Below are 22,135 nucleotides of genomic sequence, written 5' to 3' on the forward strand. Positions count from 1 at the left end.
TATGAGATTTGTAGCCGCAATTTTTATCGCTGTTTTTTTAATCGGGTGCGGATATAAGCCTGTTTCAAAGATAGCTAACGAGATAATGGATGAGAGTGTGTATGTAGATGTGCTCATCGATAAATCCGAGCCTAAAAATAGCGTCTGGATAAAAGATAGCGTAAAAGAGGGCATCGTATCAAGGTTGAATAGAAATTTAAGCGACGATAAAAATGCGGGCACAACCATAAACGTAAGTATCAGATCTATGAATTTTCAAGCACTTCTTTATGATGAGGACGGGTATGTTTCGCTTTATAAGGCGGTGTTAAATTTGGAGTTTGATACGAAATTTAAAAACGGCAAAAGCTACAAGATAGTTACCAGTGGAGAGCATGACTTTAGTATATCAAGGAAGATTAAAGACGTTCGTTATGCAGATAGCGTTATCAGCGAGACAGATAAGTATAACGCTATAAGAACCGCTTCGCAAGAAGCCTTTGACGAATACATAACCACTCTTGCCGTTAAGGGATTTAAAGATGTCAACAAAGATTAATCAGATAATTAGAGATACTATAGGAGTTATGAAGGAGAGAAATTTAATCTTAACTCCTGATAACTATGCCGAAACGTTTTGCGAGATAGCCAAGAAAAACGGTGTAGTAGTGCCTGATTGCCAGAAACTTGAAAAGTATATCTCAAGGCTAAACTCAGACTTGCAAGAGCAGCTTAAAAGCAAAAAAGTTAAAAATTTAGACGAGCTTTTTGCATTTCTTAGCGCTAGGCTAAACGCAGCAGGTTCAAATGATTCATTAAAGCTAGCCAATGCTCTATCTTTAATGAGTAAAAGAATTCTCCAAGCCACTGCCGCGCTTCATAACAAAGAAGCTAGGAAGTTATCTGACATGAGCATAGAGGCGCTTAATCGCAAGCTTGATGTGGCTACGGTAGAAAAAGTTAAAGACAAATGGTTTGAGTTTTTGACGAGTTATGATGACTCGTTTTTTAACCGACTTAATAGCTATGGCGTGAAAAACTATGACGATATACAAAGCCTTATCATAGATCTTGATAACTCGCTTATGAGATCGCACGATAGCGCTTATATCTGCCAAAAAATGATACCTCTCATAGCTTTAATGCTAACCCCTTCGATATCAGATCAGATGGATAGTGAAATTAGCGCCTTTGAGCTAAATTTAAAAAGCGATCCGAAATCCATTGAGCAAGAGAGTGTAAAAACTGAGATACAAAAACTTGTTAAAAAGCGTATAGAGCTTGACAAGGCGGAAATTTCAAGCAAGGTTTCGGCATTAAACGAAGTGCTTGAGAGTATCAATATACGCGTTACAAATCTCATGGGTAGCTCCACCATAAGCTCAACCAAGATGCAAAGCATTAAAAGAGACTTAAGCGAGATAAATTTAAAGCAAGATAGTTTTGAGGGTATTAGAAATAAGCTTATGAGCATAGCCGATATGCTTGATAGCGAGACTAGAGAGCTTGGTAATCAGATGAGCTCCAATCAAAAAACCATCAAAGAGCTTCAAGATAGGGTAAATCGACTTGAGGGCGAACTTGAGAACGTAAAAGCCGAGAGCAAAGAGGATTTCTTAACCAAAACGGCGACTAGAAGAGCTCTTATGGAAGAGCTTGATCGCAATGAAGAGGTTTATAAAAGATTTGGCACGGATTACTCGATATGCTTTTTTGATATCGATCACTTTAAGAGGATTAACGATACTTACGGGCATGAGGCGGGCGATGTCATTATATCAAGTGTAGGCAAGATGCTTAGAAAATACTCCCGCCAAATAGATATAGTAGGCAGATACGGCGGAGAGGAATTTGTAGTGATGCTTCCTCAAACTCCACCCGCAAACAGCGTTAAATTTGCAAATAAAATTCGCAAAATAATTCAAAGCTCTAAATTTATGTATAAAGATGAACGCATTAACGTAACTATAAGTTGCGGAGTTGCGGTAAGAAGTGAAAATAACGATCTGGCTTCCACTCTTGAAACGGCGGATAAGATGCTTTATGCAGCAAAACAATCAGGCAGAAATATGGTAATGCCAAAATCCAATGAAGCTTGATAAATTTTTAAGCCAAAAGCCGCTTTTTTATAAAGAGATCGACTATACTCGCATGCCGCGTGCATGGGAAAGTATAAAAGATAGCCTAAATCCCTTTAAGATAATACATATAATAGGCACAAACGGTAAGGGCTCAACAGGAAGGTTTTTAGCTCAAATTCTGCATCTTCAAGGCAAGAGCGTGGGGCATTACACAAGCCCTCATATATTTGATTTTCGCGAAAGATTTTGGCTAAACGGAGATGTCGTTTCTGCAGATGTTTTAGAGGCTGCGCATAAGCGTTTGCAAGCTATGCTAAGCGATGAATTTAAGATAAAAACCAGCTATTTTGAATACGCTACCTTACTTGCTGCGGTGCTATTTCATGAATGCGATTTTTTTATCTGCGAAGCCGGGATGGGGGGCGAGCTTGATGCGACAAACGTCTATGAGAAGCTATTTAACATCTTCACTCCTATCGGACTTGATCATGTCGGCGTTCTTGGAAATAATATCGAAGAGATATCAACTACTAAATTTAACGCCTTAGAGCATGATGCCAAAGCTCTTTTAAGCGACAGTATGGATAAAAAAAGCGTTAAGATACTAAATCAAATCGCACAAAAAAAGAGCGCTTCGGTAAAATTTGCAAGTGAAATTTTAAATGAAGCCGACAAAGAAGCCATAGCTGAATATGCCTTGAAATTTAGCCTGCCTGAGTTTCTAGCTTCGAATTTGACATTGGCAGGAGCTGCTAGTAAGGCGCTTTTGGGCAAATTTGAGATATCTGATTTAGATGAGTTAAATTTGCACGGAAGATGCGAAAGGATAGCTTCAAATGTCTGGGTTGACGTAGGGCACAACGAACTTGCGGCGTTTGCTATAGCTAAAAAATTTAGAGGCAAGAAGCTAACTCTTATCTATAACTCATTTGCCGATAAGGATTTTAAAGCGGTTTTAAAGGCGTTAAAACCTATCATAAAAGATGTCTTAATCTACGAATACGAAAGCCCCGAAAGAGAGCTTGCGACAAATCAGATAAAGCTAGTGCTTGATGATATGGGTGTTGCTTATGATGACTTTAAGGGATTAAAATTTACGGAGTCGCAAAAAAGCAAAGAGAAATACTTGGCCTTTGGCTCATTTTTCTTAGTTGAAGCCTTTTTAAGGCAGTTTGATGCAAGCTAGGATATATGAGTATCTTTTAAAACCAAATGAAGCCCAGATTATCGTTTGTGAAGATGATAAGGAGGCTTTATTTATCGAAAATGCGGTTAAATTTGCGGGTGTTTGTCCGTTTAGCTTGCCTGATTTTAGAGCGCATTTTGGCGATGATCTACGCTCTTTTAGCGCAGAGCTTTATGAGCTTTCGGCTAAGCTTTCTAAATTTTACGAATTTGAGGGCAAAAAGCTTCTTATAGCTCCTATTTCAACCATCTTAAACAAACTTCCCGGCAAAAAACATCTACAAAAAATCACTCTGAAATTTGGCGATAAGTTAAACTTAAACGAGCTAGCTGACGAGCTTACGCGCTTTGGTTACGAGCCTGTGGATATCGTTGAGAGCGAGGGCGAGTTTTGCTTGCGCGGAGATATCATTGATATATTTTGCATAGGAAGCGACGAACCTCATAGAATTTTGCTTTTTGACGATGAGATAGAAAGTATCAGAAACTACTCAACCAGCACTCAAATTTCAAACAAAACCGAACTTGAAAGCGTTGAAATTTCACCATTTATCGCAGCGCTTAGCAAGGATGAATTTGAAAAAGCAAGCCAAAAAGCGCAGCAGCTAAAAAGTGAGGCTTTGATAAATGACCTTAATTCGCTTGGATTTTGGGCGATAGACGGGTTTGTTGATTACACCAAGGAGTTTAAGACCGTCCTTGCAAAAGAGTTTAAATTCGAGGATTTTGAGAGAGATACGAGTGCACTTCATGATTTGCCCGTGATTCCTGAAGCAAAAATTTATAAAGACCTGTCCGTAACGCCTAATAAGGACTTTTTTGAACTTAACGCCAATAAAAATATCAAGGTCATAGCCCGAAACGACGGGCTTTTTAACTCATTAAATTTAAGCGAATATAAAAATATAGAATTTATTAAAAGCGATGTTGTCGTAAATCTAACTTCCGGTAACGAAATCATCGTTTCGCTTAATAAATTTGAAAAGAAGCGCCGCGTTAAGCGTGCAAGTTTAGTGATTGACGAGCTAAAGATAAATGACTACGTCGTACATGAAGAGTATGGTATAGGTCGATTTGTGGGACTTGATAAGATAACCGTGCTAGGAAGCATGCGCGAATTCGTAGTTATCGTTTATCAAAACGACGACAAGCTTCTTTTGCCTGTCGAAAATATAAATTTAATCGATCGCTACATAGCTCAAAGCGGCTCTATAGCGGCACTTGATAGGCTTGGTAAGGCTAGCTTTGCCAAGATAAAAGAAAAGGTTCGCCAAAAGCTATTCATAATCGCTTCAAAGATCATCGAACTTGCCGCTAAAAGAGAGCTAATTCGCGCCGAAATCATACAAAAAGATGATGCCGAATACTTAAATTTCTTGCAAAATGCGGGCTTTGATTATACGATTGATCAAGAAAAGGCTGCAAGCGAAATTTCAAAAGATCTTGCAAGCGGCAAGGTTATGGATAGGCTTTTAAGCGGAGATGTCGGCTTTGGTAAGACTGAAATCGCGATGAATGCGATATTTAAATGCGTTAAATCAGGATTTCAGGCACTATTTTTCGTACCTACGACGTTGCTTTCGGCTCAGCACTTTAAGAGCCTAAAAGACAGGTTTGACAAATTTGAAATTCCAGTTTTTAGACTTGATAGATTTAGCTCGGCAAAAGAAAAATCAGCCGTCAAAAGAGCGCTTGAGGAGGGACTTGCTTGCGTTTGCGTCGGCACTCACTCGCTTTTAGGACTGAAGGCTTTAAATTTAGGGCTTATTATCATCGATGAAGAGCATAAATTCGGCGTTAAGCAAAAAGAGAAGTTAAAAGAAATTTCAAGCAACTCACATATCCTTTCAATGAGCGCGACACCTATCCCAAGAAGCCTAAATATGGCGCTTAGCAACGTAAAAAGTTATAGCGTGCTTCAAACTCCGCCAAGCTCTCGTTTAGACGTGAGAACGAGCGTAAGGGAGTGGGACGAAAAAGTGATTAAAGAGGCGATTTTGCGGGAGCTAAGAAGAGGTGGGCAAATTTTTTATATCCACAATCATATAGCCACTATGGATCAGGCAAAAAGGCAGATTAAGAAAATTTTGCCAAACTTGCGCATCCTCATACTTCATTCAAAGATAGATGCAAATACCACAGAAGACGAGATGATGAAATTTAAAGCCGGCGAATACGACATCTTGCTTTGCACAAGCATTGTTGAAAGCGGAATTCACCTGCCAAACGTAAATACGATAATCATAGAAAATGCAAACAAATTCGGCATGGCGGATCTTCATCAGCTAAGAGGCCGCGTGGGTAGAAGCGATAAGCAGGCGTATTGTTATTTCTTGGTTGAGGATAGAAGCGAGCTTACGCCCGAGGCATTAAAGCGGCTTGTAGCACTTGAGAGCAATTCGTTTTTAGGCTCGGGTTCCGTGCTTGCTTATCATGATTTAGAGATTAGAGGCGGAGGAAATTTAATCGGAGAGGCTCAAAGCGGGCATATCGAGGCTATCGGGTATTCGCTTTATATTAAAATGCTTGAAGACGAGATAAATAAGCTTTTAAATAAAGAGAATTTCAAGAGTAAAAAAGTTGATCTCAAGCTCAGTATAAACGCATTTTTAAATCAAGATTTTATCCGTGAAGACAGGCTTCGTCTTGAGCTTTATCGTCGCCTTAGCAAGTGTGAAGAGGTAAGCGAAGTGCATGCCATAGAGAGTGAGCTTGAGGATAGATTCGGAAAGATTGACATTTATACCAAGCAGTTTTTATCGCTCATAATAATTAAAATTTTAGCCGCAAAAGCTGGCTTTAAGCTTGTCTCAAACAGCGGTCAAAACATCGTTCTTACAAATTTAAACGACGAGAAAACGGTTTTAAAATCAAAAAGCAAAGATGATGACGATATAATAGATGAAATTTTAATCCATCTAAGAAAGGCGTCAAGATGATTGATTGGAGCTTGAGTCACGCTGCTGTTTTTAGGCGTAGGATAGGGGCTTTAAGGACTGTGCATGAGATTGATTTTGTTGAGCTTGATAACCTTGTCGGCATGGAAAGACAAAAAGAACAACTAATCGCCAACACGCAAAATTTCATAGACGGCAAAGAGGCTAACAACGCTATCTTATGGGGAGCAAGAGGGTGTGGCAAGAGCAGCTTGGTTAAGGCTGTTTTTACTAAATTTCATAACGAGGGCTTAAGACTCATAGAGCTTAGAAGCGATGAACTTGAATTTATCGTTGATATCATCGATGAGGTTCGCAGAAGCAATTATAAATTTATTATTTACTGCGATGATCTAAGCTTTGAAGCGGGAGATACGAACTATAAATTTTTAAAGCCGATTTTAGAAGGCTCGATAGAAAAAGCCCCTAAAAACGTGCTTATATACGCCACTTCAAATCGCCGTCATCTAATCAGCGAGCTAAAAAGCGACAATGAAGGCACAAGCGTAACTAGTGACGAGATCCATTACGCAGAAAGCGTTGATGAGAAAATTTCGCTATCTGATCGCTTCGGCCTTTGGATAAGCTTTTATCAGGGAAGCTTTGCCGAGTATCTTAAGATCGTGGATTTTTATTTTAAAGACTACGCGGGCGACAGGCAGATGCTTCACGAGCTTGCTAAAAACTACTCCGCGCTTAGGGCTAGCAGGTCGGGGCGAACCGCAAAGCAGTTTTATCTATCTTATAAAGAGAAGCTTTTGTGAGAGCGGGATTTATAGGCGATATCGTAGGGCGAGCGGGTCGTAAGATCGTGGCTGAAAACGTTAAAAAGATGCGGGATAAATTTGAGCTTGACTTTGTCATCGCAAACTGCGAAAATGCAAGTGGGGGCTTTGGACTAAGCGCTCAAAACGCAGCCGAACTCCTTGGGTGCGGGATAGACGCGATAACGGGAGGTAATCATAGCTTTGATAAAAAGGAGATCGCCTCGCTTATGGATAGCTTGCCGATCATTCGTCCGTATAACCACTTCGCAGGCACTGCGGGCAAAGGCGTGATAAATTTAAAAAGAGGCGAGAAAAGTTTAAGTGTCATAAATTTAATGGGGCATTACGCTATGCCCCATACGAATAACGCCTTTTTAGAGGTGCAAAACGCTCTAAAAGAGTGCGAGAGCCAAAATATACTCATTGATTTTCACGCCGAGGCAACAAGTGAGAAAAATGCGATATTTGGCTATCTAAACGGACAAGTTAGCGCGATATTTGGCACGCATACTCACGTTGGCACTGATGATTTGCAAATTTTAAATCATACCGCTTATGCAAGCGATGTGGGTTTAAGCGGAGCCTTTGACGGAGTTATCGGTATGGACAAAGAGGCGCCTATTAAGACGTTTTTAACGGGCTTTAAGCACTCTTTTAAGGTAAATGAAAGGTGCAGGCGGATCTTTCAAATGATAGTTTTTGAGTGCGAAGAGAGCAGGTGTATAGACGCTTTTAAAGTTAGAGTCATAGACGACATAGAAGATATACAGGTGCAAAACGCACTTAAATTTCATAGATAGGTTGAAATTTGAGAAGCGAAGAACTATTAATAACGCTTTTAAACGCGGGAATTAAAGCGGATTTGCAAGATGAGCTTTGGTGGCCAAATTCGCGTAGCTTTGAAGTGGTTGTAGGTGCAGTTTTAGTGCAAAATACTGCATGGAAAAACGCTCAAAAAGCGCTTGATAATCTAAAAAATAGCGGAAATTTAACTCTTGAACGTTTAGCGAATTTAGGCACGGCGAGCATTGCGATCATGATTAAACCAAGCGGCTTTTACAACACTAAAGCAAAGAGGTTAAGCTTGCTTTGCAAGGCGATATACGAGGAATTTGGCAGCTTTGAGAGCTTTAAGCAAAACGTGAGCAGAGAGTGGCTTCTTGGCATTAGAGGCATAGGTGCCGAGACTTGTGACGCGATACTTTGCTATGCTTGTGAGCGCGAAGTGATGTGCGTGGATAGCTACGCACTTAGGATTTTGGCTTATTTCGGATATGAATTTGAAAGCTACGAAGAGGCGCGCGAGTGGTTTGAAGATATCGATACAAGCGCAGTTTACAGAGCTTACGGAAAAGAGCTTGGTCTAAATCAAATTTTTGCGCGCTATCACGGCAAGATAGTGGAATTTGGCAAAGCTCACTTCAAAGGAAAGAAGATTGACGAAGCAGGCGCTAAACTGCTTGATACGTTAAGGTGATATCGTGAAAAAAGTTTTATTTATCGATACCGGTCTTGAGTGCGGAGGGGGCACGAGAAGTCTTATATACCTTTTGCGTGAGTTTACAAAAAAAGATAACTACGACATATCGGTATTTTTTGAAAGAGATTACTATATAGACGGCAAGAGAGTATCGGAAGCTATGAGCGATATCGGTGTTAAGTTTATAAAATTTGAAGAAAAACCGCAAATTTCCAAGTTTAAAAGAGAAGTTTTAAGAGCTTTTTCGAAAGAAATTTTAGCCAAAAATTTATACAAAAACGAGTTTAAATTCGCTCTTAGTCTGTTTAAAAGCGTAAAAACGGACATAATTTATCTAAATAATCATTTTTCAACGAATTTGGCATATATCGATGCGGCTAACGCCCTTGGTATTAAGGTAATTCAGCATTTAAGAAAAAATGCCGAAGTGGAAAATTTTAAGGTTGAAATTTTAAAAAAGCTTAAATTTACTCCTATCAGCGTTTCAAATTCAACGCATGAATTTTATGACAATCAGCTAAAGATAGAAAAGAACGTAGTATATGACCCTGTAATTTTTAACTCTAATTTTAAAGATAATAGCCCAAAAGATAGTATAAATTTAATAATGAGTGCGAATTTTTTAGAGCTTAAAGGGCATGAGCTTGTATTTGACGCCTTGCTTGGACTCAAGCGAGATGATATCAAACTTACTTTGGCGGGTGGCGGTAAATTTAAAGAGAGGGCGCAAGAAAAGCTAAATCGTTTAGAAAAAGAGGGCAAAGTAACAAATCTTGGCTTTGTTAAAAACATGGATGAAATTTACTCGCAAAACGACTATCTGCTTGGTTTTTCAAGCACGGAAGGCATGCCACGCGTAGTTTTAGAAGCTCTTGGCTATGGGCTTGGAGTGATATTTTCAGATATCGCTGCGATAAGAGAAATTTATGAAATTTCATCAAATAAAGAAAATTTTCATATCTTAAATCGAGATAGCGCAGAGCTTTTAAAATGCCTTGAAAATCTTAAAAAGCCAATTCAAAAAACGCCCGATGAGGAAATCATAAAAAGATTTAGCATGGATAACTATATCCGTGATATAGATAAAATTTTAAGCAAAATTTAAAGGAATAAAATGATATATGATAATATAATTCAAACGATAGGAAAGACGCCTGTAGTAAAATTAAATAGCTTAAAACAAGCAGGCATGGCAGAAATTTACGCCAAGCTTGAGTTTTTTAACCCGGGCGGCTCGGTAAAAGATAGGATCGCTGCAAATATGATTCTTGAGATGCAAAAAGACGGCGCGTTGAAAAATGGTGATATCATAGTTGAGCCCACAAGCGGAAACACGGGCATCGGCATAGCCATGACGGCAAGCGCGCTTGGATATGAGGTCGTGCTAACTATGCCTGAAACAATGAGCATAGAAAGGCGTAAAATTTTAGCCGCTTATGGGGCCAAGCTTGTGCTAACCGAGGGTGCAAAAGGCATGAAAGGTGCTATTCAAAAGGCAAATGAGCTTGTAAAACAGCCAGGATATGTGATGCTAAGCCAGTTTGAAAACGCCTATAATCCGCAAGCTCACGTAAAGACTACCGTAGTTGAGATAATGAGTGATTTTAAGCATCTTGACGCTTTTGTAGCCGGTGTCGGCACGGGCGGGACGCTAAGCGGTGTTTCTAAAGTGCTTAAAGAAAATGGCTATAACACACAGATAATCGCAGTTGAGCCAAAGGATTCCGCCGTGATTTCCGGAAATCCGGCAGGCGCACATAAAATTCAAGGCATAGGAGCGGGATTTATCCCCGATACTCTTGATACTTCTTTAATCGACACAATAGAGCTAGTTGGTAATGAAGAGGCTTTTGAGGCGGCTAGGTCCTTGGCAAAAAGCGAGGGAATTTTGCTTGGGATCTCCGGAGGCGCCGCTCTTGCTGTAGCTATCCGCACGGCAAAAAGGCTAGGCGAGGGCAAAAAAGTGCTGTTTATAGCTCCCGATAATGGCGAGAGATACCTAAGTACGGCGTTATACGAGGCTTAAAATTTGAAGATAATTGAAGAGATAAAAGAGCTGGTTGCCACTGTCGGCGAGAAAGATCCCGCCGCAAACGGATGCTGCTTTTGGGCAGTGCTTATAAACACCCCGGGCATTCATGCGGTGGTTTTTCATAGATTTTCGCATTTTTTATACGTGAAGAAATTCTTTTTTATTGCTCGATTTATCTCTCAAATTTCAAGATTTATAACGGGCATTGAGATACATCCGGGCGCAAAGATCGGCTCAAGACTCTTTATCGATCACGGCATGGGGGTAGTTATTGGAGAAACAGCCGAGATCGGAGATGATGTTACGATGTATCATCAAGTAACTCTTGGCGGAACGGGTAAAGAAGTAGGCAAGCGTCATCCGACTATTAAAAACGGTGTTGTCATAGCAGCAGGTGCAAAGGTGCTTGGAGCTATAACGGTAGGCGAAAATTCAAAAATCGGCGCAAATTCCGTCGTGCTTAAGGATGTGCCCGATAATGCAACGGTGGTCGGCATACCCGCTAGAGTTGTGAGGATAAACGGCGAGAAAATCGAAAGCTAAAGCCCGCAAACTCTAAAATTTAAGCTTTTTATATAATTTAGATTAATTGCGAGCGGGTAGAGCTTAAAAATCACTCTTCAAAATTTATCACGGTTTGAGCGCTAATTGTGGGTCTTTTGACCGTATTTGCGGTTTTGCTAAACTCTATAAGATCTTCCGTGTACCTTACTACACTTGGAGTATTTTTAATTGCGGCTTTAAAAATTTCAGCTGCGGCGATAGCGTCGTTCATCGCTCTATGATGGGTGTTTTGTATGCCTAAAACCTCTTTTAGCGCGCCAAGCCCGTATTTAAGCGAGGGGATTGTTCTACGAGCTAGATCGATAGTGCAAATTTTGCGATTTAGCATGGTGCCAAGTCCGAATTTCTCAAAGCTGGCGCTGATAAATCCATAGTCAAATTTCACGTTGTGCGCTACGAAAACGCACTCGGCTAAAAAAAGTCTAAATTTCTCAAGCACGCTTGCAAGGCTTGGAGCGCCTTTGAGATCCTCTACTTGTATGCCCGTAAGCGCGGAGATGTTTTCAGGTATATTGCTTGCATACACGAGAGTTTCAAATCTATCAAGCTCAATTCCGTCTTTTATCTTGATCGCGCCGATTTCTATGATCTGTCCGCTGTTTATGCCGCCGCTCGTTTCGATATCCACGACGCAAAAAGTTTGATCGTCTATATTTCTTTTTCTTGTGTTTAACTCTATCTCATTTGAGCCGTTTCGCTTAATGTCAAGCCCTAAAATTTGCCACATAGCAAGGTCTCTTACGTCAAATATCGAGCTTAATTCTTCTATCTCGTTTGCTTTTGAGATAAATTCATAATAGCTTAAATTTTGCTTGCAGAGTAAATTTATGAGATTTTCTAGCTTTTGGTTCAAAACTCAAGCTTTAGCGCTCTTATCGCCTCCGCGTAAGAGTTTGATGAAAATATATAATTGCCCGCAACGACGATATCAACGCCAGCTTCATCAAGTTCGGCTACGTTTAGTCCCGTTACTCCGCCGTCAACTTCTATGAGGCATTTTGCGTTTTTGCGCTCTATCATTTCGCGTAGTTTGCGAGCTTTTTCAAGCACTGAAGGGATAAATTTCTGTCCGCCAAAGCCCGGATTTACACTCATTAAAAGCACCATATCAATCTCGTTTATGATGTATTCAAGAGTTTCAATAGGCGTGTGCGGATTTAGCGTGATAGCAGGGCTTACGCCGTTTTTTCTGATATGGTCTATTAGTCTTAGCGGATGCTTTTCTTCCTCTATATGAAAGCTTAAAAATTTAGGCTTAAGCGGCAAGAAAAGATCGGCAAAAAACGTGTTGTTTTGCACCATCAAGTGTATATCAAGAGGCTTTGTGGAAGCCTTTGCAACTGCACTTACCACAAGCGGTCCGATGGTTAAATTCGGCACAAAATGCCCATCCATAACATCAACGTGCACAAGATCGCAACCCGCTTCGCAGATCGCCTCTATTTCCGCTCTTAAATTTCCAAAATCAGCCGATAAAATACTCGGAGCAACGTACATATAATTCCTTTATTATCTACTTAAAAATAGCGCACCGTCGGTGCCGTCGACTTTAAGCTCGACGAACGCGCCCTTGCTTACGGTGTCGCCGTAACTCATATAATCATCAAATACATTAGGCATCGTAAGCTCTACCTTAAGACGCTTTGACTCAAACCATGCTAAAAGCTTATTTGCGATTATTACCATCAAATTCCCGTAAGCGTCGTTTAGCGATGTTTCGTCATCGTCTTGCAGTAAGACGCTGCAGGATTTTGTTGCCGTCTTTTTATCAAGACATAGCAAAATTTTAGCATCTACATCGCCGTAAAATGCAATGCAGCCTGTGAGCACATCTTTATTAAAGCAAAATTGTTTTATGCTTACATCGCCTCTGCTTACGCTTGCTTTTGCAATTAGCGAGATCGTATCCATGGTCGTTTTTAGCACTAGCGGAAGCAGCTCTACAAGGCTTTTTGTGATGTTTCTAGGCTTTGCTTCAAGCATACCCGCACCGCCTTCTATAGTGCTTTCATCGCTAAAAAAATCTTCGATGCCATTATATAGTAAAATTCCCGAATCCTCTAAATCGTTTTTTAAAGTTTCTGAAGTATTTGCGTCGCTAAGTCCGCAAATAGCGATTGTCGCGCCGTATTCCGCGCTTGCGGTTGAAAGCTTGGCAAGGAAGCTAACTCCGTGGATATTGATCGATCTTGCCTTGGCCGCATCAAATACAAAAAATTTAAAACCGACTTTAAGCGAGTTGGTGTGAGCTTTCATATCGAAATTTTCGGCGAAATTTGAGTCTATGTAGCCTGTTAGCTTGTAGATGATAACATTTTCTCGTACCTTTATCGTTAAATTTCGTTCGTTTAAATTTATGTGAATTAGCGAAATTTTTATATCGTACTCGTCATAAAGCCTTCTAAATTCTTTTATCTCTTTTGCTACATAGATATCATATCCTCGCTCAACGAGCCTTAGCGCGATCTGGTTTTTTTGCTCTTGATTGTCGTGAAATAGCAGAATTTTTTTATTTTTAGAGTTTTTTTTTGGGCTTGTGAAAAACAGCATCGCTATCTCTTGAGTTTCAAAGAGCGAAAAATTCAAGTTGTTTGCCGACATGCTTTTTATCGCTTTAAATTTCGTTTCGTTATAGTCGCAAAATGCGATGTTTGCGTCGATTTTTTTTGCAAGTTCATAGACGGACTCTACGATAGAGCTTAGCCCTCTTTTGTTAAAATAAACGACTTTTTTTAAAGAGATTAGAATGCACTCAAATTTTCTAGAAAGGATTAGCTCCTTGTCGATAGCTTCGATTTCATATTTTGAGCCGTCTCCGTCAAGAAATCCGTGCGGAGAAAAGACAACCACGCTCTCTTTAAATTTAGGCTTCATAAGATACGGCTCTCATGAAAATTTCAATTTCGTCTTCGCTAGGCTCTAAATCAAACTCAAAGAGCTCTCCAAAGCCTGTGTTTCTAAATTCCGACTTTGAGAGTTCATAAGAGATCAGCAAATTTATATAGGTTGTTATCTTATCTTGTCTGTCTTTTTTGCCAAGTCTTGAAAATATGTCTATGATAGTGGAGCTTAACTGCCACTTTTGACCTACCAGACAGCATAGCTCAAATATATCAAGCCCGCTTTGCCTTCTTAAAATTTCGTTATAACTAACTCCGCTTGTCTTGTTTATCAGCCTTAAATCATCCAAATTCGTTTCGAAAATTTTTTCGCATAGACAGATGCTTGCGGGAATTAGAGTGATAGATTTTAAAATTTCTTTATCGTTTACTGAAATTTCTTTTAAAATTTGCCCCCAATTAAACATAAAATTAGCCTGTAAATTTGCAAATTTATGCGTATCCATATCAAAAATTTGCCATTTTTTAGGGGTTGTTAGCAAAACATAATAGGAATAAAGCACATTTATAGTTTCATCCACTCCAAGCGTTGCGAAAATTTGGGATATGTCCTTTATCTCTTTTTTGAAGCCAAAGATTGGTTTATTTATGATAGAGCGCATATATCCTACCAGCGCTAAGTCGTTGCTTGCAACTGCTGCGGCCTTGGCTAAATCTCCGCTTGCAAGAGCACTTTGGCAGGTTTTTAATATAGCAGGAATTGCCGGAATTTGAGATATTATCCTATCTATGTCCGCTTGATTTATCATTATCGCATTTCGCTTCTATTGAAATTTTATTAATAATTGGATATTTTAACCTTTGTATTCATAAAAAAAGATTAAAATTCAAAAGTTTATAGTTGCTTTTTAGGCAAGACTTAAGAATTTATTTAAGTTAATATTTGGTTTGTTTTGGATAAAATCAGCAGAAATTTTTGTTTCGAAGGAAAAATTATGTCAAGAATATGCGCAATTACAGGCAAAGGTCCTATGGTTGGAAACAACGTAAGCCACGCCAAAAACAGAACTAAAAGAAGGTTTTTACCAAATCTTAGAACTATAAGAGTTATGCTTGAAGACGGCACGACAAGAAAGATCAAAGTAGCCGCTTCTACGCTTAGAACAATGAGAAAACAGTCACGCTCTTAAAATTTTAAGTAAAGGAGGAATATATCTTTGTTAAGAAAGATTAAAAAATTCCTCAACTGGTCTAGCTTCGCAAAACCGGAAATAAACCTAAACACGGAACTATACGAACAGCTTCGCCCATTTCGCCTTCCTCTTATCTTAGTTGTTTTGATGATGATGATAGGCTCGGCGGGGTATGTTTTTATAGATAATTTTAGCCTGATAGACGCTATTTATCAGGCAGGAATGACCTTTACTACGGTAGGATTTACGGAAGTCGCTCCGATTTCCCCTGCCGGACGTCTTTTTACTATCACTTTTATCTTACTTGGATTTTGTGTCTTTACTTTTTCCATCGGTCTTTTGGTGGAAGTTTTAAAAAAAGGTGCGTTAGTTTCAGTTATCAAGGAGAGGCAAATGCTTTATAAGATTGCAAGGCTCAAAAATCACTTTGTCATCTGCTATCATAATTTATACACCATTGAGTTAAGTGCGCAGTTTAGGGAAAATCATATACCTTTTGTCGTTATAGACCCGCGCGAAGATCTGCCTGAGATCGCAGAAAAATATCGCTATCCTTACTATATCATCTCTCAGCCGCATACCAAAGTAGCGCTTTTAAAAACCCACTTATCAAGCGCAAAAGGACTTATCACTCTTAGCTCAAATATAGCCGATAATATCGCCCTTATCGCAACCGTAAGGCTATATGAAAAAGAGATCGGACGAAAAAGACCGTATTTTATAATGACAAATTCCGACAACGACGATGATACCGAGCGCCTTAAAAAGCTTGGTGCAAATAGCGTGGTTTCGCCTTCAAAGCTCGTCGCACAGCGCCTTAGCGCCATGAGCGTGCGCCCTGATATGGAAAATTTGCTCGAGCAGTTTTTGTATAAGAAGGATTCGCCTATCGATATCGAAGAGATTAGTGTGCCTGATTACTCTTGGATAAGATTTAAGCGTCTTAAAGAGACAAATTTAAGAAATATCACAAATGCCGATGTGGTAGGTATTAGAGATGTAAATAATAAATTTATCCCGATGCCAAGAGGCGATACTCTCATAGGAACAGGTACCAAACTGCTTGTTATAGGTACTGCAGAGGCAATTCGTCTTACAAAAAAGGTAGTAAAAAACAAACATAAGCCTGAGGAATTTAAATATGTGTGAGATCAAATGGCTTGAAAAAGGGTTTGAAAATATCGGAGGATTTTACTTCGGCGGAGTAAATGCGGGCTTTAAAAAAGAAGGTAACGACCTAGGGTTTATCCGCACAGATGAGCCAGTAGATGTTGCAGCCGTCTTTACTAGTAATAAATTTAAAGCCGCTCCTGTAAGGCATTTTTTAAAAAAAGAGCAAAATTTCAAGACAAATTTTATCTTGCTCAATTCCAAAAATGCAAATGCTATGACTGGCGAAGCGGGCATAAACGATATCGATGAAATTTTTGCAAATTTAGGCAAAAATATGAATTTGATAAATCCTGTAATGAGTTCAACAGGCGTCATAGGATATAGGTTAAATAAAGAAAAAATTTGTGCAGCGTTTGATAAATTTGACTTCGGTTCGCGAGATTCAAACGGCGTCGCAAGTGCGATAATGACGACAGATAGCTTTAAAAAAGAGCTTGCTTTAAGCGTTAAGACAAAAGACGGAGAATTTAAGATAGCTGCGATTTGCAAAGGGGCGGGCATGATAAATCCTGCGCTTGCGACTATGCTTTGCTTTATCTTAACGGATGCCGATATCCCAAAATGCGATATGGACGAGCTTTTAAAGGATGCTTGCGAGGCCAGTTTTAACTGTGTAAGCGTAGATGGCGACACTTCCACGAACGATACTATCATGCTTTTAAGTTCTAAAGAGGCTAAATTTTATGACAAAGAGGCTTTTAGGAGAGCGTTGAATTTAATAACTAAAGAGCTTGCCTTGATGCTTGTTCGTGATGGCGAAGGAGCTACTAAGGTGGTGGAATTTGAGATTATCGGAGCATTAAATTTAAATGAAGCCAAAAAGGCAGCTAAAGCTCTTTCAAATTCGCTTCTTGTAAAAACCGCTTTATTCGGAGAGGATCCAAACTGGGGCAGGATAGCTTCAACTATCGGCGCAAGTGGCGTTGAATGCGACGAAGAAGAGCTTGAAATTTATTATGATGATGTGCTTGTGTATGATAAATTTCATAAAGAGCTCGATGCCAAAAGAGAAGTAGCTGCTCATGAGGTTATGAAAAAACCAAGTTATAAGATAAGATGCAATCTAAACGCAGGAGAGGCTAAATTTAGCTCTTACGGATGCGATTTGGGACATAAATACGTAAGCATAAACGCAGATTACCGTTCTTAACCCATTATTTAGGGTTGAGTTGCTAAAATTCCATAAACAATCCTCAAGGAGAAAAAATGCTACACGAATATAGGGATATCATAACAGAACTAAAAGTTTCAAACGCTAGATTTGCGTCTATCTTTGATAAACATAACGAACTGGATCAAAAAATAAAAGACGTTGAAGAGGGTAGGGAGTATGCAGATCAACTCCGTCTTGAAACGATGAAAAAAGAGAAGCTAAAACTAAAAGATGAAGCGTATGCGATCATTTTAGAGTATAAAAAAGAAAAAGGACTCTAAGCTCTAAAATTAGCCCGCTTTGAAAACTTGAAGCGGGTTTTAATCCACTGAAATTTTCTTAAGAATATAAAAAATCACCAAACAAACAATCAAAATTCCCGTAGCCGTAACATACTCCGCCACCGCAAATCCTTTGTAACAACTTAAATAAAGCGTATTATACACACATAAAGAAAAATTATCAAATAATAAGAGCTTTCTAAAATGAAATTTGATAAAATCCACTTAAATTGCCGTAAAAAAGGGAATATGATGACAGAAAAAAGAAGTGTTTTTATAAATCGTGAGCTTAGCTGGCTTAGATTTAACTCGCGCGTTTTAGCGCAATGCGATAAAAATTTGCCTCCGCTTGAAAAGCTCAAATTTATCGCTATTTATATGACAAATTTGGATGAATTTTATATGATACGCATAGCAGGACTTAAGCAACTTTTTGCCGCAGGAGTTGTCTCTAGCGGTAGTGACGGCATGAGTCCGCTTGATCAGTTAAGAGATATAAGAAAATATATAAAAGAAGAGCTAGCCGTCGTAGAAAAGCACTACAAAGATACTTTAATCGAGCTTGGAAAGCATAATCTTTTTATAAAAAATTATGATGAAATTTCGCCCGATCTTAAGAAAAAATGCGATGATTATTTCTTTTCAAACATCCTTCCAGTGATAGTTCCGATCGCCGTAGATACGACTCATCCGTTCCCACATCTAAACAACCTTAGCTTTTCGCTTGCCGTTAAGCTTGCCGACATGGAGCATCCTGAAATTTTAAAATACGGCATGATACGCATTTCTCGCGTTTTACCTCGCTTTTATCAGGCAAGCGATAATGTTTATGTGCCTATTGAGACTATCGTTCAGCGTCATGCTGAAGAAATTTTCCCAGGGTATAAGCTAATTAGCTCCGCCGCTTTTAGGGTTACGCGAAATGCCGATATTATCATCGAAGAAGAAGAGGCCGATGACTTTATGCTCATACTTGAGCAAGGTCTTAAGCTAAGACGAAAAGGTGCTTTTGTAAGAATGCAGATACAAAAAGACGCCGATGCGGATATAGTCGAGTTTCTAAATACTCACATGAAGATTTTTTACAAGGATATTTACGAATACACGGTTCCGCTTACCTTAAATTCGCTATGGCAGATAGTAGGAAATAAAGAATTTTCTCATCTTGCGCTTCCTCCATATACGCCTAGGACTCTACTTCCTTTTAGCGAGCACTCTTCTATTTTTGACGTGATTGATAAGGAAGACGTGGTCGCGATTCACCCTTACGAGAGCTTTGATCCTGTAGTGCAGTTTATCAAAGAGGCAAGCAAGGATCCTAAAGTAATATCTATACGCATGACGCTTTATAGAGCCGATAAAAATTCGCCTATCATTCAGTCTCTGATAGATGCGGCAAGCGATGGTAAGCAGGTAACGGTCATGGTTGAGCTTAAGGCGCGCTTTGATGAGGAAAACAACCTTCATTGGGCTAAGGCGCTTGAAGACGCAGGTGCGCACGTGATATACGGCATAGCGGGCTTTAAGGTGCATGCTAAGGTTAGTCAGGTTATCCGTCAAGTAGGTGATAAGCTTAAATTTTATATGCACTTTGGTACGGGTAATTATAACGGCGGCTCTGCTAAAATTTATACAGATGTTAGTTATTTTACGAGCAAAAGCCCTTTTGCAAGCGATTCGACTACATTTTTTCATATACTTTCGGGCTTTTCCAAACATCGCAGATTAAGCACGCTTTCAATGTCGCCGATGCAGATAAAAGAGCGAATTTTACAGATGATTAAGACCGAAACCAAGCACGGCAAAGATGGGCAAATCATAGCTAAAATGAACGCTTTAGTGGATAGCGATATCATAAACGCGCTAAGCGAGGCAAGTGCGGCGGGGGTTGGTATCGATCTTATCGTTCGCGGGATTTGTTGCATACGCCCGGGCATAAAAGGCGTAAGCGAAAATATCCGAGTGCGCTCTATCATCGGCAAATACCTAGAACACGCGAGAATTTTATACTTTAAGCATGCAAGCCCACAAATTTACATCTCAAGTGCGGACTGGATGCCAAGAAATTTAGAACGCAGACTTGAGCTTATGACGCCGATTTTTGATCCGAATTTGCAAGATAGGCTTTTGGAATTTTTAAAACTTCAGCTAAGCGATAATGAGCTTGCGTTTGTGCTTGAAAATAGCGGCGAATACCGCAAAATAACCCCAAAAGAGGGCGAACCAAGCATAAATTCGCAAGAAATTTTTGAAGAGTACGTAAGTAAAATTTATAAAACTACTAAGAAAGATACCGATAAAGTTAAGCGAGAGCAGATAGCTTCAAAGCTTTTTAAAGAAAGCTAGAATCTAAATTTAAGGCAGGGCTAAATTTGGCTTTGCCTTAAAATCAATACAATCCTTATATCTAAGAACCAAAATTTTATCTACACTAAAAAATAAGCCATATCTACAACAAATATATTAAATTTGATTAGCTCATTTCAAATTTTACGAAGCTTTGCTATCTCGTCTCTAAGTGCAGCAGCCTTTTCAAACTCAAGCTTGCTTGCGGCTTCAAGCATCTGTTTTCTTAGCTCTTTTACTATTTTAGCGCGCTCGGCAGCAGGCATCTTTTCTAGATTTTCGCCTTGGCGATAAATTTCACCATCATCTTCGATCTTTAGGCTCTCTTCGATATTTCTGCTTGCGGAGCGTGGAGTGATGCCATGCTTTTTGTTGTATTCATCTTGCAGCTTCCTGCGCGCTAAGGTCGTATCCATCGCTTCTTGCATAGAGCGCGTGATTTTTTTTGCAAACATCAGCACTCGCCCGTTTACGTTTCTAGCCGCTCGTCCCATGGTTTGGATTAAGCTCGTAGTAGAGCGCAAAAAGCCCTCTTTATCGGCATCCATTATCGCTATCAGACTAACTTCAGGCAGGTCAAGCCCCTCGCGAAGCAAATTTATGCCTATTAGCATGTCAAAATCCCCGCTTCTAAGCCCTCTTATGATCTCGTTTCGCTCGATAGCGTCGATATCTGAGTGCATGTATTTGACCTTGATGCCAAGCTCTGTGTAGTAGCGGCTTAGCTCCTCTGCCATCTTTTTGGTTAGCACCGTTACCAAAACGCGCTCATCACGTTCTATCACTCGCTTTGCCTCATCAAACAAAATTTCAACCTGATTGTCGCTATCTTTTATCTCGATTTGCGGATCAAGCAAGCCTGTAGGACGTAAAATTTGCTCATAAATACGCCCTTTGCTAAGATCCAGCTCAAGCTCGTTTGGAGTTGCCGATACAAAGAGAAATTTCGCTTTTTTAGAGATAAACTCATCAAATTTCAAAGGACGGTTATCAAGTGCGCTAGGTAGGCGAAATCCATACTCCACAAGCGTTTCCTTACGGCTTCTATCGCCTGCATACATTCCGCGAAACTGCGGCAAGCTCACGTGGCTTTCATCGATTATCACTAGATAGTCCTTGCCGCTAACTTCAAAATAATCAAACAGCGTATACGGTGTCTCGCCCGGCTTTTGCCCGGTCAAATGGCGCGCATAGTTCTCAACCCCTTTGCACATACCGGTTGAGCTTAGCATCTCAAGGTCAAACTCAACCCTCTGCTTTAGCCTTTGAGCCTCTACCAGCTTGCCCTCGGCGTTAAATTCCTTAAGCCTTTCATCAAGCTCGGCTTCTATCTGCTTTATAGCGATTTTTAGCCTATCTTCACCCACCACAAACTGACTTGTCGCATAAAGTGTAAATTTCGTCACGTTTTTGGTTTTTTTATTTTCCAGCACGTCGAAGTGATACATCTCATCGATCTCATCGCCAAAAAACTCTATCCTAAGCGCCTCGTCGTGATAATATGCAGGATAGACATCGACTACATCGCCGTTTACGCGAAAGTCACCGCGGTCAAAGTAAGCGTCATTTCGCTTGTAGCCCATATCCACAAGCTTGCTAAGCAATTTGCGCTGATTTAGCGTGTCGCCTGTTTTTAGATACAGCACCATGCCTTGGTACTCGCTTGGATTTCCTAAGCCGTAGTTTGCAGACACCGAAGCTACACATATCACATCATCAAAGCTTAGCAGGCTCGCAGTAGCCGACAGTCTCATGCGCTCAAGCTCCTCGTTTACGGAGCTATCTTTTTCTATAAACAAGTCTTGGCGCGGGATATAAGCTTCTGGTTGATAGTAGTCATAGTAGCTGATGAAGTATTCCACGTGATTGCGTGGGAAAAAGCCCTTAAATTCGCTGTAAAGCTGCGCTGCAAGAGATTTGTTGTGAGTCATGACAAGGGTCGGCATATTTAGCTCTTTTATCACGTTTGCCATCGTAAAAGTCTTGCCCGAGCCTGTTACGCCAAGCAAAGTCTGGTAGTTTGAGCCTGAATTTATCGATTTTACTATATTTTTGATAGCTTTAGCTTGATCAGGACTTGGGCTAAATTTGGATGAAATTTCAAAATTTGTCATTAAACGCCTTT

General features: G+C 39.9%; 20 protein-coding genes. 15 read left to right on the forward strand and 5 right to left on the reverse strand.

Annotated features, from left to right (window positions below; genetic code table 11):
• Position 1: 1 nt before the first annotated feature.
• The 10 genes from lptE to epsC are packed head-to-tail and all read left to right on the forward strand — an operon-like array spanning position 2 to position 11,003.
• Positions 2 to 538: an LPS assembly lipoprotein LptE gene (gene lptE, locus CDOM15925_RS05880; protein ID WP_169942048.1), complete on the forward strand. Its 537-nt coding sequence runs from the start codon at positions 2 to 4 to the stop codon at positions 536 to 538.
• Positions 522 to 2,078: a GGDEF domain-containing protein gene (locus tag CDOM15925_RS05885; RefSeq protein WP_169942050.1), complete on the forward strand. Its 1,557-nt coding sequence runs from the start codon at positions 522 to 524 to the stop codon at positions 2,076 to 2,078. Before lptE ends, CDOM15925_RS05885 begins: the two co-directional genes overlap by 17 nt.
• The gene (locus CDOM15925_RS05890; RefSeq protein WP_169942052.1) at positions 2,068 to 3,246 is read left to right on the forward strand and encodes a folylpolyglutamate synthase family protein; all 1,179 of its coding nucleotides are present in this window, start codon (positions 2,068 to 2,070) and stop codon (positions 3,244 to 3,246) included. The genes CDOM15925_RS05885 and CDOM15925_RS05890 overlap by 11 nt, the downstream gene beginning before the upstream one ends.
• Positions 3,236 to 6,184, forward strand: coding sequence for a transcription-repair coupling factor (gene mfd, locus CDOM15925_RS05895; RefSeq protein ID WP_169942054.1), 2,949 nt, complete (start codon positions 3,236 to 3,238; stop codon positions 6,182 to 6,184). The genes CDOM15925_RS05890 and mfd overlap by 11 nt, the downstream gene beginning before the upstream one ends.
• Positions 6,181 to 6,945, forward strand: a complete 765-nt coding sequence (locus CDOM15925_RS05900; protein WP_169942056.1) for an ATP-binding protein — start codon at positions 6,181 to 6,183, stop codon at positions 6,943 to 6,945. The genes mfd and CDOM15925_RS05900 overlap by 4 nt, the downstream gene beginning before the upstream one ends.
• Entirely contained in the window at positions 6,942 to 7,748 is an 807-nt protein-coding gene (locus CDOM15925_RS05905; RefSeq protein WP_169942059.1) for a TIGR00282 family metallophosphoesterase, read from the forward strand. The genes CDOM15925_RS05900 and CDOM15925_RS05905 overlap by 4 nt, the downstream gene beginning before the upstream one ends.
• Before the next feature lie 8 nt (positions 7,749 to 7,756).
• The gene (locus tag CDOM15925_RS05910; RefSeq protein ID WP_169942061.1) at positions 7,757 to 8,425 is read left to right on the forward strand and encodes a 3-methyladenine DNA glycosylase; all 669 of its coding nucleotides are present in this window, start codon (positions 7,757 to 7,759) and stop codon (positions 8,423 to 8,425) included.
• Between the two features lie 4 nt (positions 8,426 to 8,429).
• Complete coding sequence (locus tag CDOM15925_RS10155) at positions 8,430 to 9,533, forward strand: glycosyltransferase (protein ID WP_169942063.1); 1,104 nt, start codon at positions 8,430 to 8,432, stop codon at positions 9,531 to 9,533.
• Positions 9,534 to 9,542: 9 nt separating this feature from the next.
• Complete coding sequence (cysK, locus tag CDOM15925_RS05920; RefSeq protein ID WP_169942065.1) at positions 9,543 to 10,454, forward strand: cysteine synthase A; 912 nt, start codon at positions 9,543 to 9,545, stop codon at positions 10,452 to 10,454.
• 12 nt (positions 10,455 to 10,466) lie between these two features.
• Complete coding sequence (epsC, locus tag CDOM15925_RS05925; protein ID WP_502707279.1) at positions 10,467 to 11,003, forward strand: serine O-acetyltransferase EpsC; 537 nt, start codon at positions 10,467 to 10,469, stop codon at positions 11,001 to 11,003.
• Positions 11,004 to 11,073: 70 nt separating this feature from the next.
• On the opposite strand, the gene CDOM15925_RS05930 is transcribed toward epsC, so the two are convergent.
• Genes CDOM15925_RS05930 through CDOM15925_RS05945 form a run of 4 tightly spaced genes read right to left on the reverse strand, consistent with a single transcriptional unit; the run spans position 11,074 to position 14,673 of the window.
• Entirely contained in the window at positions 11,074 to 11,877 is an 804-nt protein-coding gene (locus CDOM15925_RS05930) for a 3'-5' exonuclease (RefSeq protein WP_169942067.1), read from the reverse strand.
• On the reverse strand, positions 11,874 to 12,521 hold the full coding sequence (gene rpe, locus CDOM15925_RS05935; RefSeq protein ID WP_169942069.1) for a ribulose-phosphate 3-epimerase: 648 nt from the start codon (positions 12,519 to 12,521) through the stop codon (positions 11,874 to 11,876). The genes CDOM15925_RS05930 and rpe overlap by 4 nt, the downstream gene beginning before the upstream one ends.
• Before the next feature lie 12 nt (positions 12,522 to 12,533).
• Complete coding sequence (locus CDOM15925_RS05940; protein WP_169942071.1) at positions 12,534 to 13,898, reverse strand: STAS domain-containing protein; 1,365 nt, start codon at positions 13,896 to 13,898, stop codon at positions 12,534 to 12,536.
• Positions 13,888 to 14,673, reverse strand: coding sequence for an HDOD domain-containing protein (locus tag CDOM15925_RS05945; RefSeq protein WP_169942073.1), 786 nt, complete (start codon positions 14,671 to 14,673; stop codon positions 13,888 to 13,890). The genes CDOM15925_RS05940 and CDOM15925_RS05945 overlap by 11 nt, the downstream gene beginning before the upstream one ends.
• Positions 14,674 to 14,859: 186 nt before the next feature.
• Between CDOM15925_RS05945 and rpmB the strand changes: the two genes are divergently transcribed.
• From rpmB to CDOM15925_RS05970, 5 genes are all read left to right on the forward strand, one after another.
• Positions 14,860 to 15,054: a 50S ribosomal protein L28 gene (rpmB, locus tag CDOM15925_RS05950; RefSeq protein WP_169942076.1), complete on the forward strand. Its 195-nt coding sequence runs from the start codon at positions 14,860 to 14,862 to the stop codon at positions 15,052 to 15,054.
• 21 nt (positions 15,055 to 15,075) lie between these two features.
• On the forward strand, positions 15,076 to 16,206 hold the full coding sequence (locus CDOM15925_RS05955) for a potassium channel family protein (protein WP_169942099.1): 1,131 nt from the start codon (positions 15,076 to 15,078) through the stop codon (positions 16,204 to 16,206).
• Positions 16,199 to 17,380, forward strand: a complete 1,182-nt coding sequence (gene argJ / locus CDOM15925_RS05960) for a bifunctional glutamate N-acetyltransferase/amino-acid acetyltransferase ArgJ (RefSeq protein ID WP_169942078.1) — start codon at positions 16,199 to 16,201, stop codon at positions 17,378 to 17,380. The genes CDOM15925_RS05955 and argJ overlap by 8 nt, the downstream gene beginning before the upstream one ends.
• A 56-nt stretch (positions 17,381 to 17,436) precedes the next feature.
• Positions 17,437 to 17,664: an HP1242/YdcH family protein gene (locus CDOM15925_RS05965; protein ID WP_169942080.1), complete on the forward strand. Its 228-nt coding sequence runs from the start codon at positions 17,437 to 17,439 to the stop codon at positions 17,662 to 17,664.
• Between the two features lie 249 nt (positions 17,665 to 17,913).
• On the forward strand, positions 17,914 to 20,010 hold the full coding sequence (locus CDOM15925_RS05970; RefSeq protein ID WP_283956674.1) for an RNA degradosome polyphosphate kinase: 2,097 nt from the start codon (positions 17,914 to 17,916) through the stop codon (positions 20,008 to 20,010).
• Positions 20,011 to 20,147: 137 nt separating this feature from the next.
• On the opposite strand, the gene uvrB is transcribed toward CDOM15925_RS05970, so the two are convergent.
• Entirely contained in the window at positions 20,148 to 22,124 is a 1,977-nt protein-coding gene (uvrB, locus tag CDOM15925_RS05975; protein WP_169942083.1) for an excinuclease ABC subunit UvrB, read from the reverse strand.
• Positions 22,125 to 22,135: the final 11 nt, after the last annotated feature.

The sequence above is a fragment of the Campylobacter sp. RM15925 genome, from assembly GCF_012978775.1.
GTDB classification, from domain to species: domain Bacteria; phylum Campylobacterota; class Campylobacteria; order Campylobacterales; family Campylobacteraceae; genus Campylobacter_A; species Campylobacter_A canis.

Excerpts from the sequence above, each read along its gene's own strand:
- lptE (WP_169942048.1), top strand. The coding sequence starts at position 2 with ATGAGATTTGTAGCCGCAATTTTTATCGCTGTTTTTTTAATCGGGTGC.
- CDOM15925_RS05885 (WP_169942050.1), top strand. The coding sequence starts at position 522 with ATGTCAACAAAGATTAATCAGATAATTAGAGATACTATAGGAGTTATG.
- CDOM15925_RS05890 (WP_169942052.1), top strand. The coding sequence starts at position 2,068 with ATGAAGCTTGATAAATTTTTAAGCCAAAAGCCGCTTTTTTATAAAGAG.
- mfd (WP_169942054.1), top strand. The coding sequence starts at position 3,236 with ATGCAAGCTAGGATATATGAGTATCTTTTAAAACCAAATGAAGCCCAG.
- CDOM15925_RS05900 (WP_169942056.1), top strand. The coding sequence starts at position 6,181 with ATGATTGATTGGAGCTTGAGTCACGCTGCTGTTTTTAGGCGTAGGATA.
- cysK (WP_169942065.1), top strand. The coding sequence starts at position 9,543 with ATGATATATGATAATATAATTCAAACGATAGGAAAGACGCCTGTAGTA.
- rpe (WP_169942069.1), bottom strand. The coding sequence starts at position 12,521 with ATGTACGTTGCTCCGAGTATTTTATCGGCTGATTTTGGAAATTTAAGA.
- CDOM15925_RS05940 (WP_169942071.1), bottom strand. The coding sequence starts at position 13,898 with ATGAAGCCTAAATTTAAAGAGAGCGTGGTTGTCTTTTCTCCGCACGGA.
- CDOM15925_RS05945 (WP_169942073.1), bottom strand. The coding sequence starts at position 14,673 with ATGATAAATCAAGCGGACATAGATAGGATAATATCTCAAATTCCGGCA.
- rpmB (WP_169942076.1), top strand. The coding sequence starts at position 14,860 with ATGTCAAGAATATGCGCAATTACAGGCAAAGGTCCTATGGTTGGAAAC.
- argJ (WP_169942078.1), top strand. The coding sequence starts at position 16,199 with ATGTGTGAGATCAAATGGCTTGAAAAAGGGTTTGAAAATATCGGAGGA.
- CDOM15925_RS05965 (WP_169942080.1), top strand. The coding sequence starts at position 17,437 with ATGCTACACGAATATAGGGATATCATAACAGAACTAAAAGTTTCAAAC.
- CDOM15925_RS05970 (WP_283956674.1), top strand. The coding sequence starts at position 17,914 with ATGATGACAGAAAAAAGAAGTGTTTTTATAAATCGTGAGCTTAGCTGG.
- uvrB (WP_169942083.1), bottom strand. The coding sequence starts at position 22,124 with ATGACAAATTTTGAAATTTCATCCAAATTTAGCCCAAGTCCTGATCAA.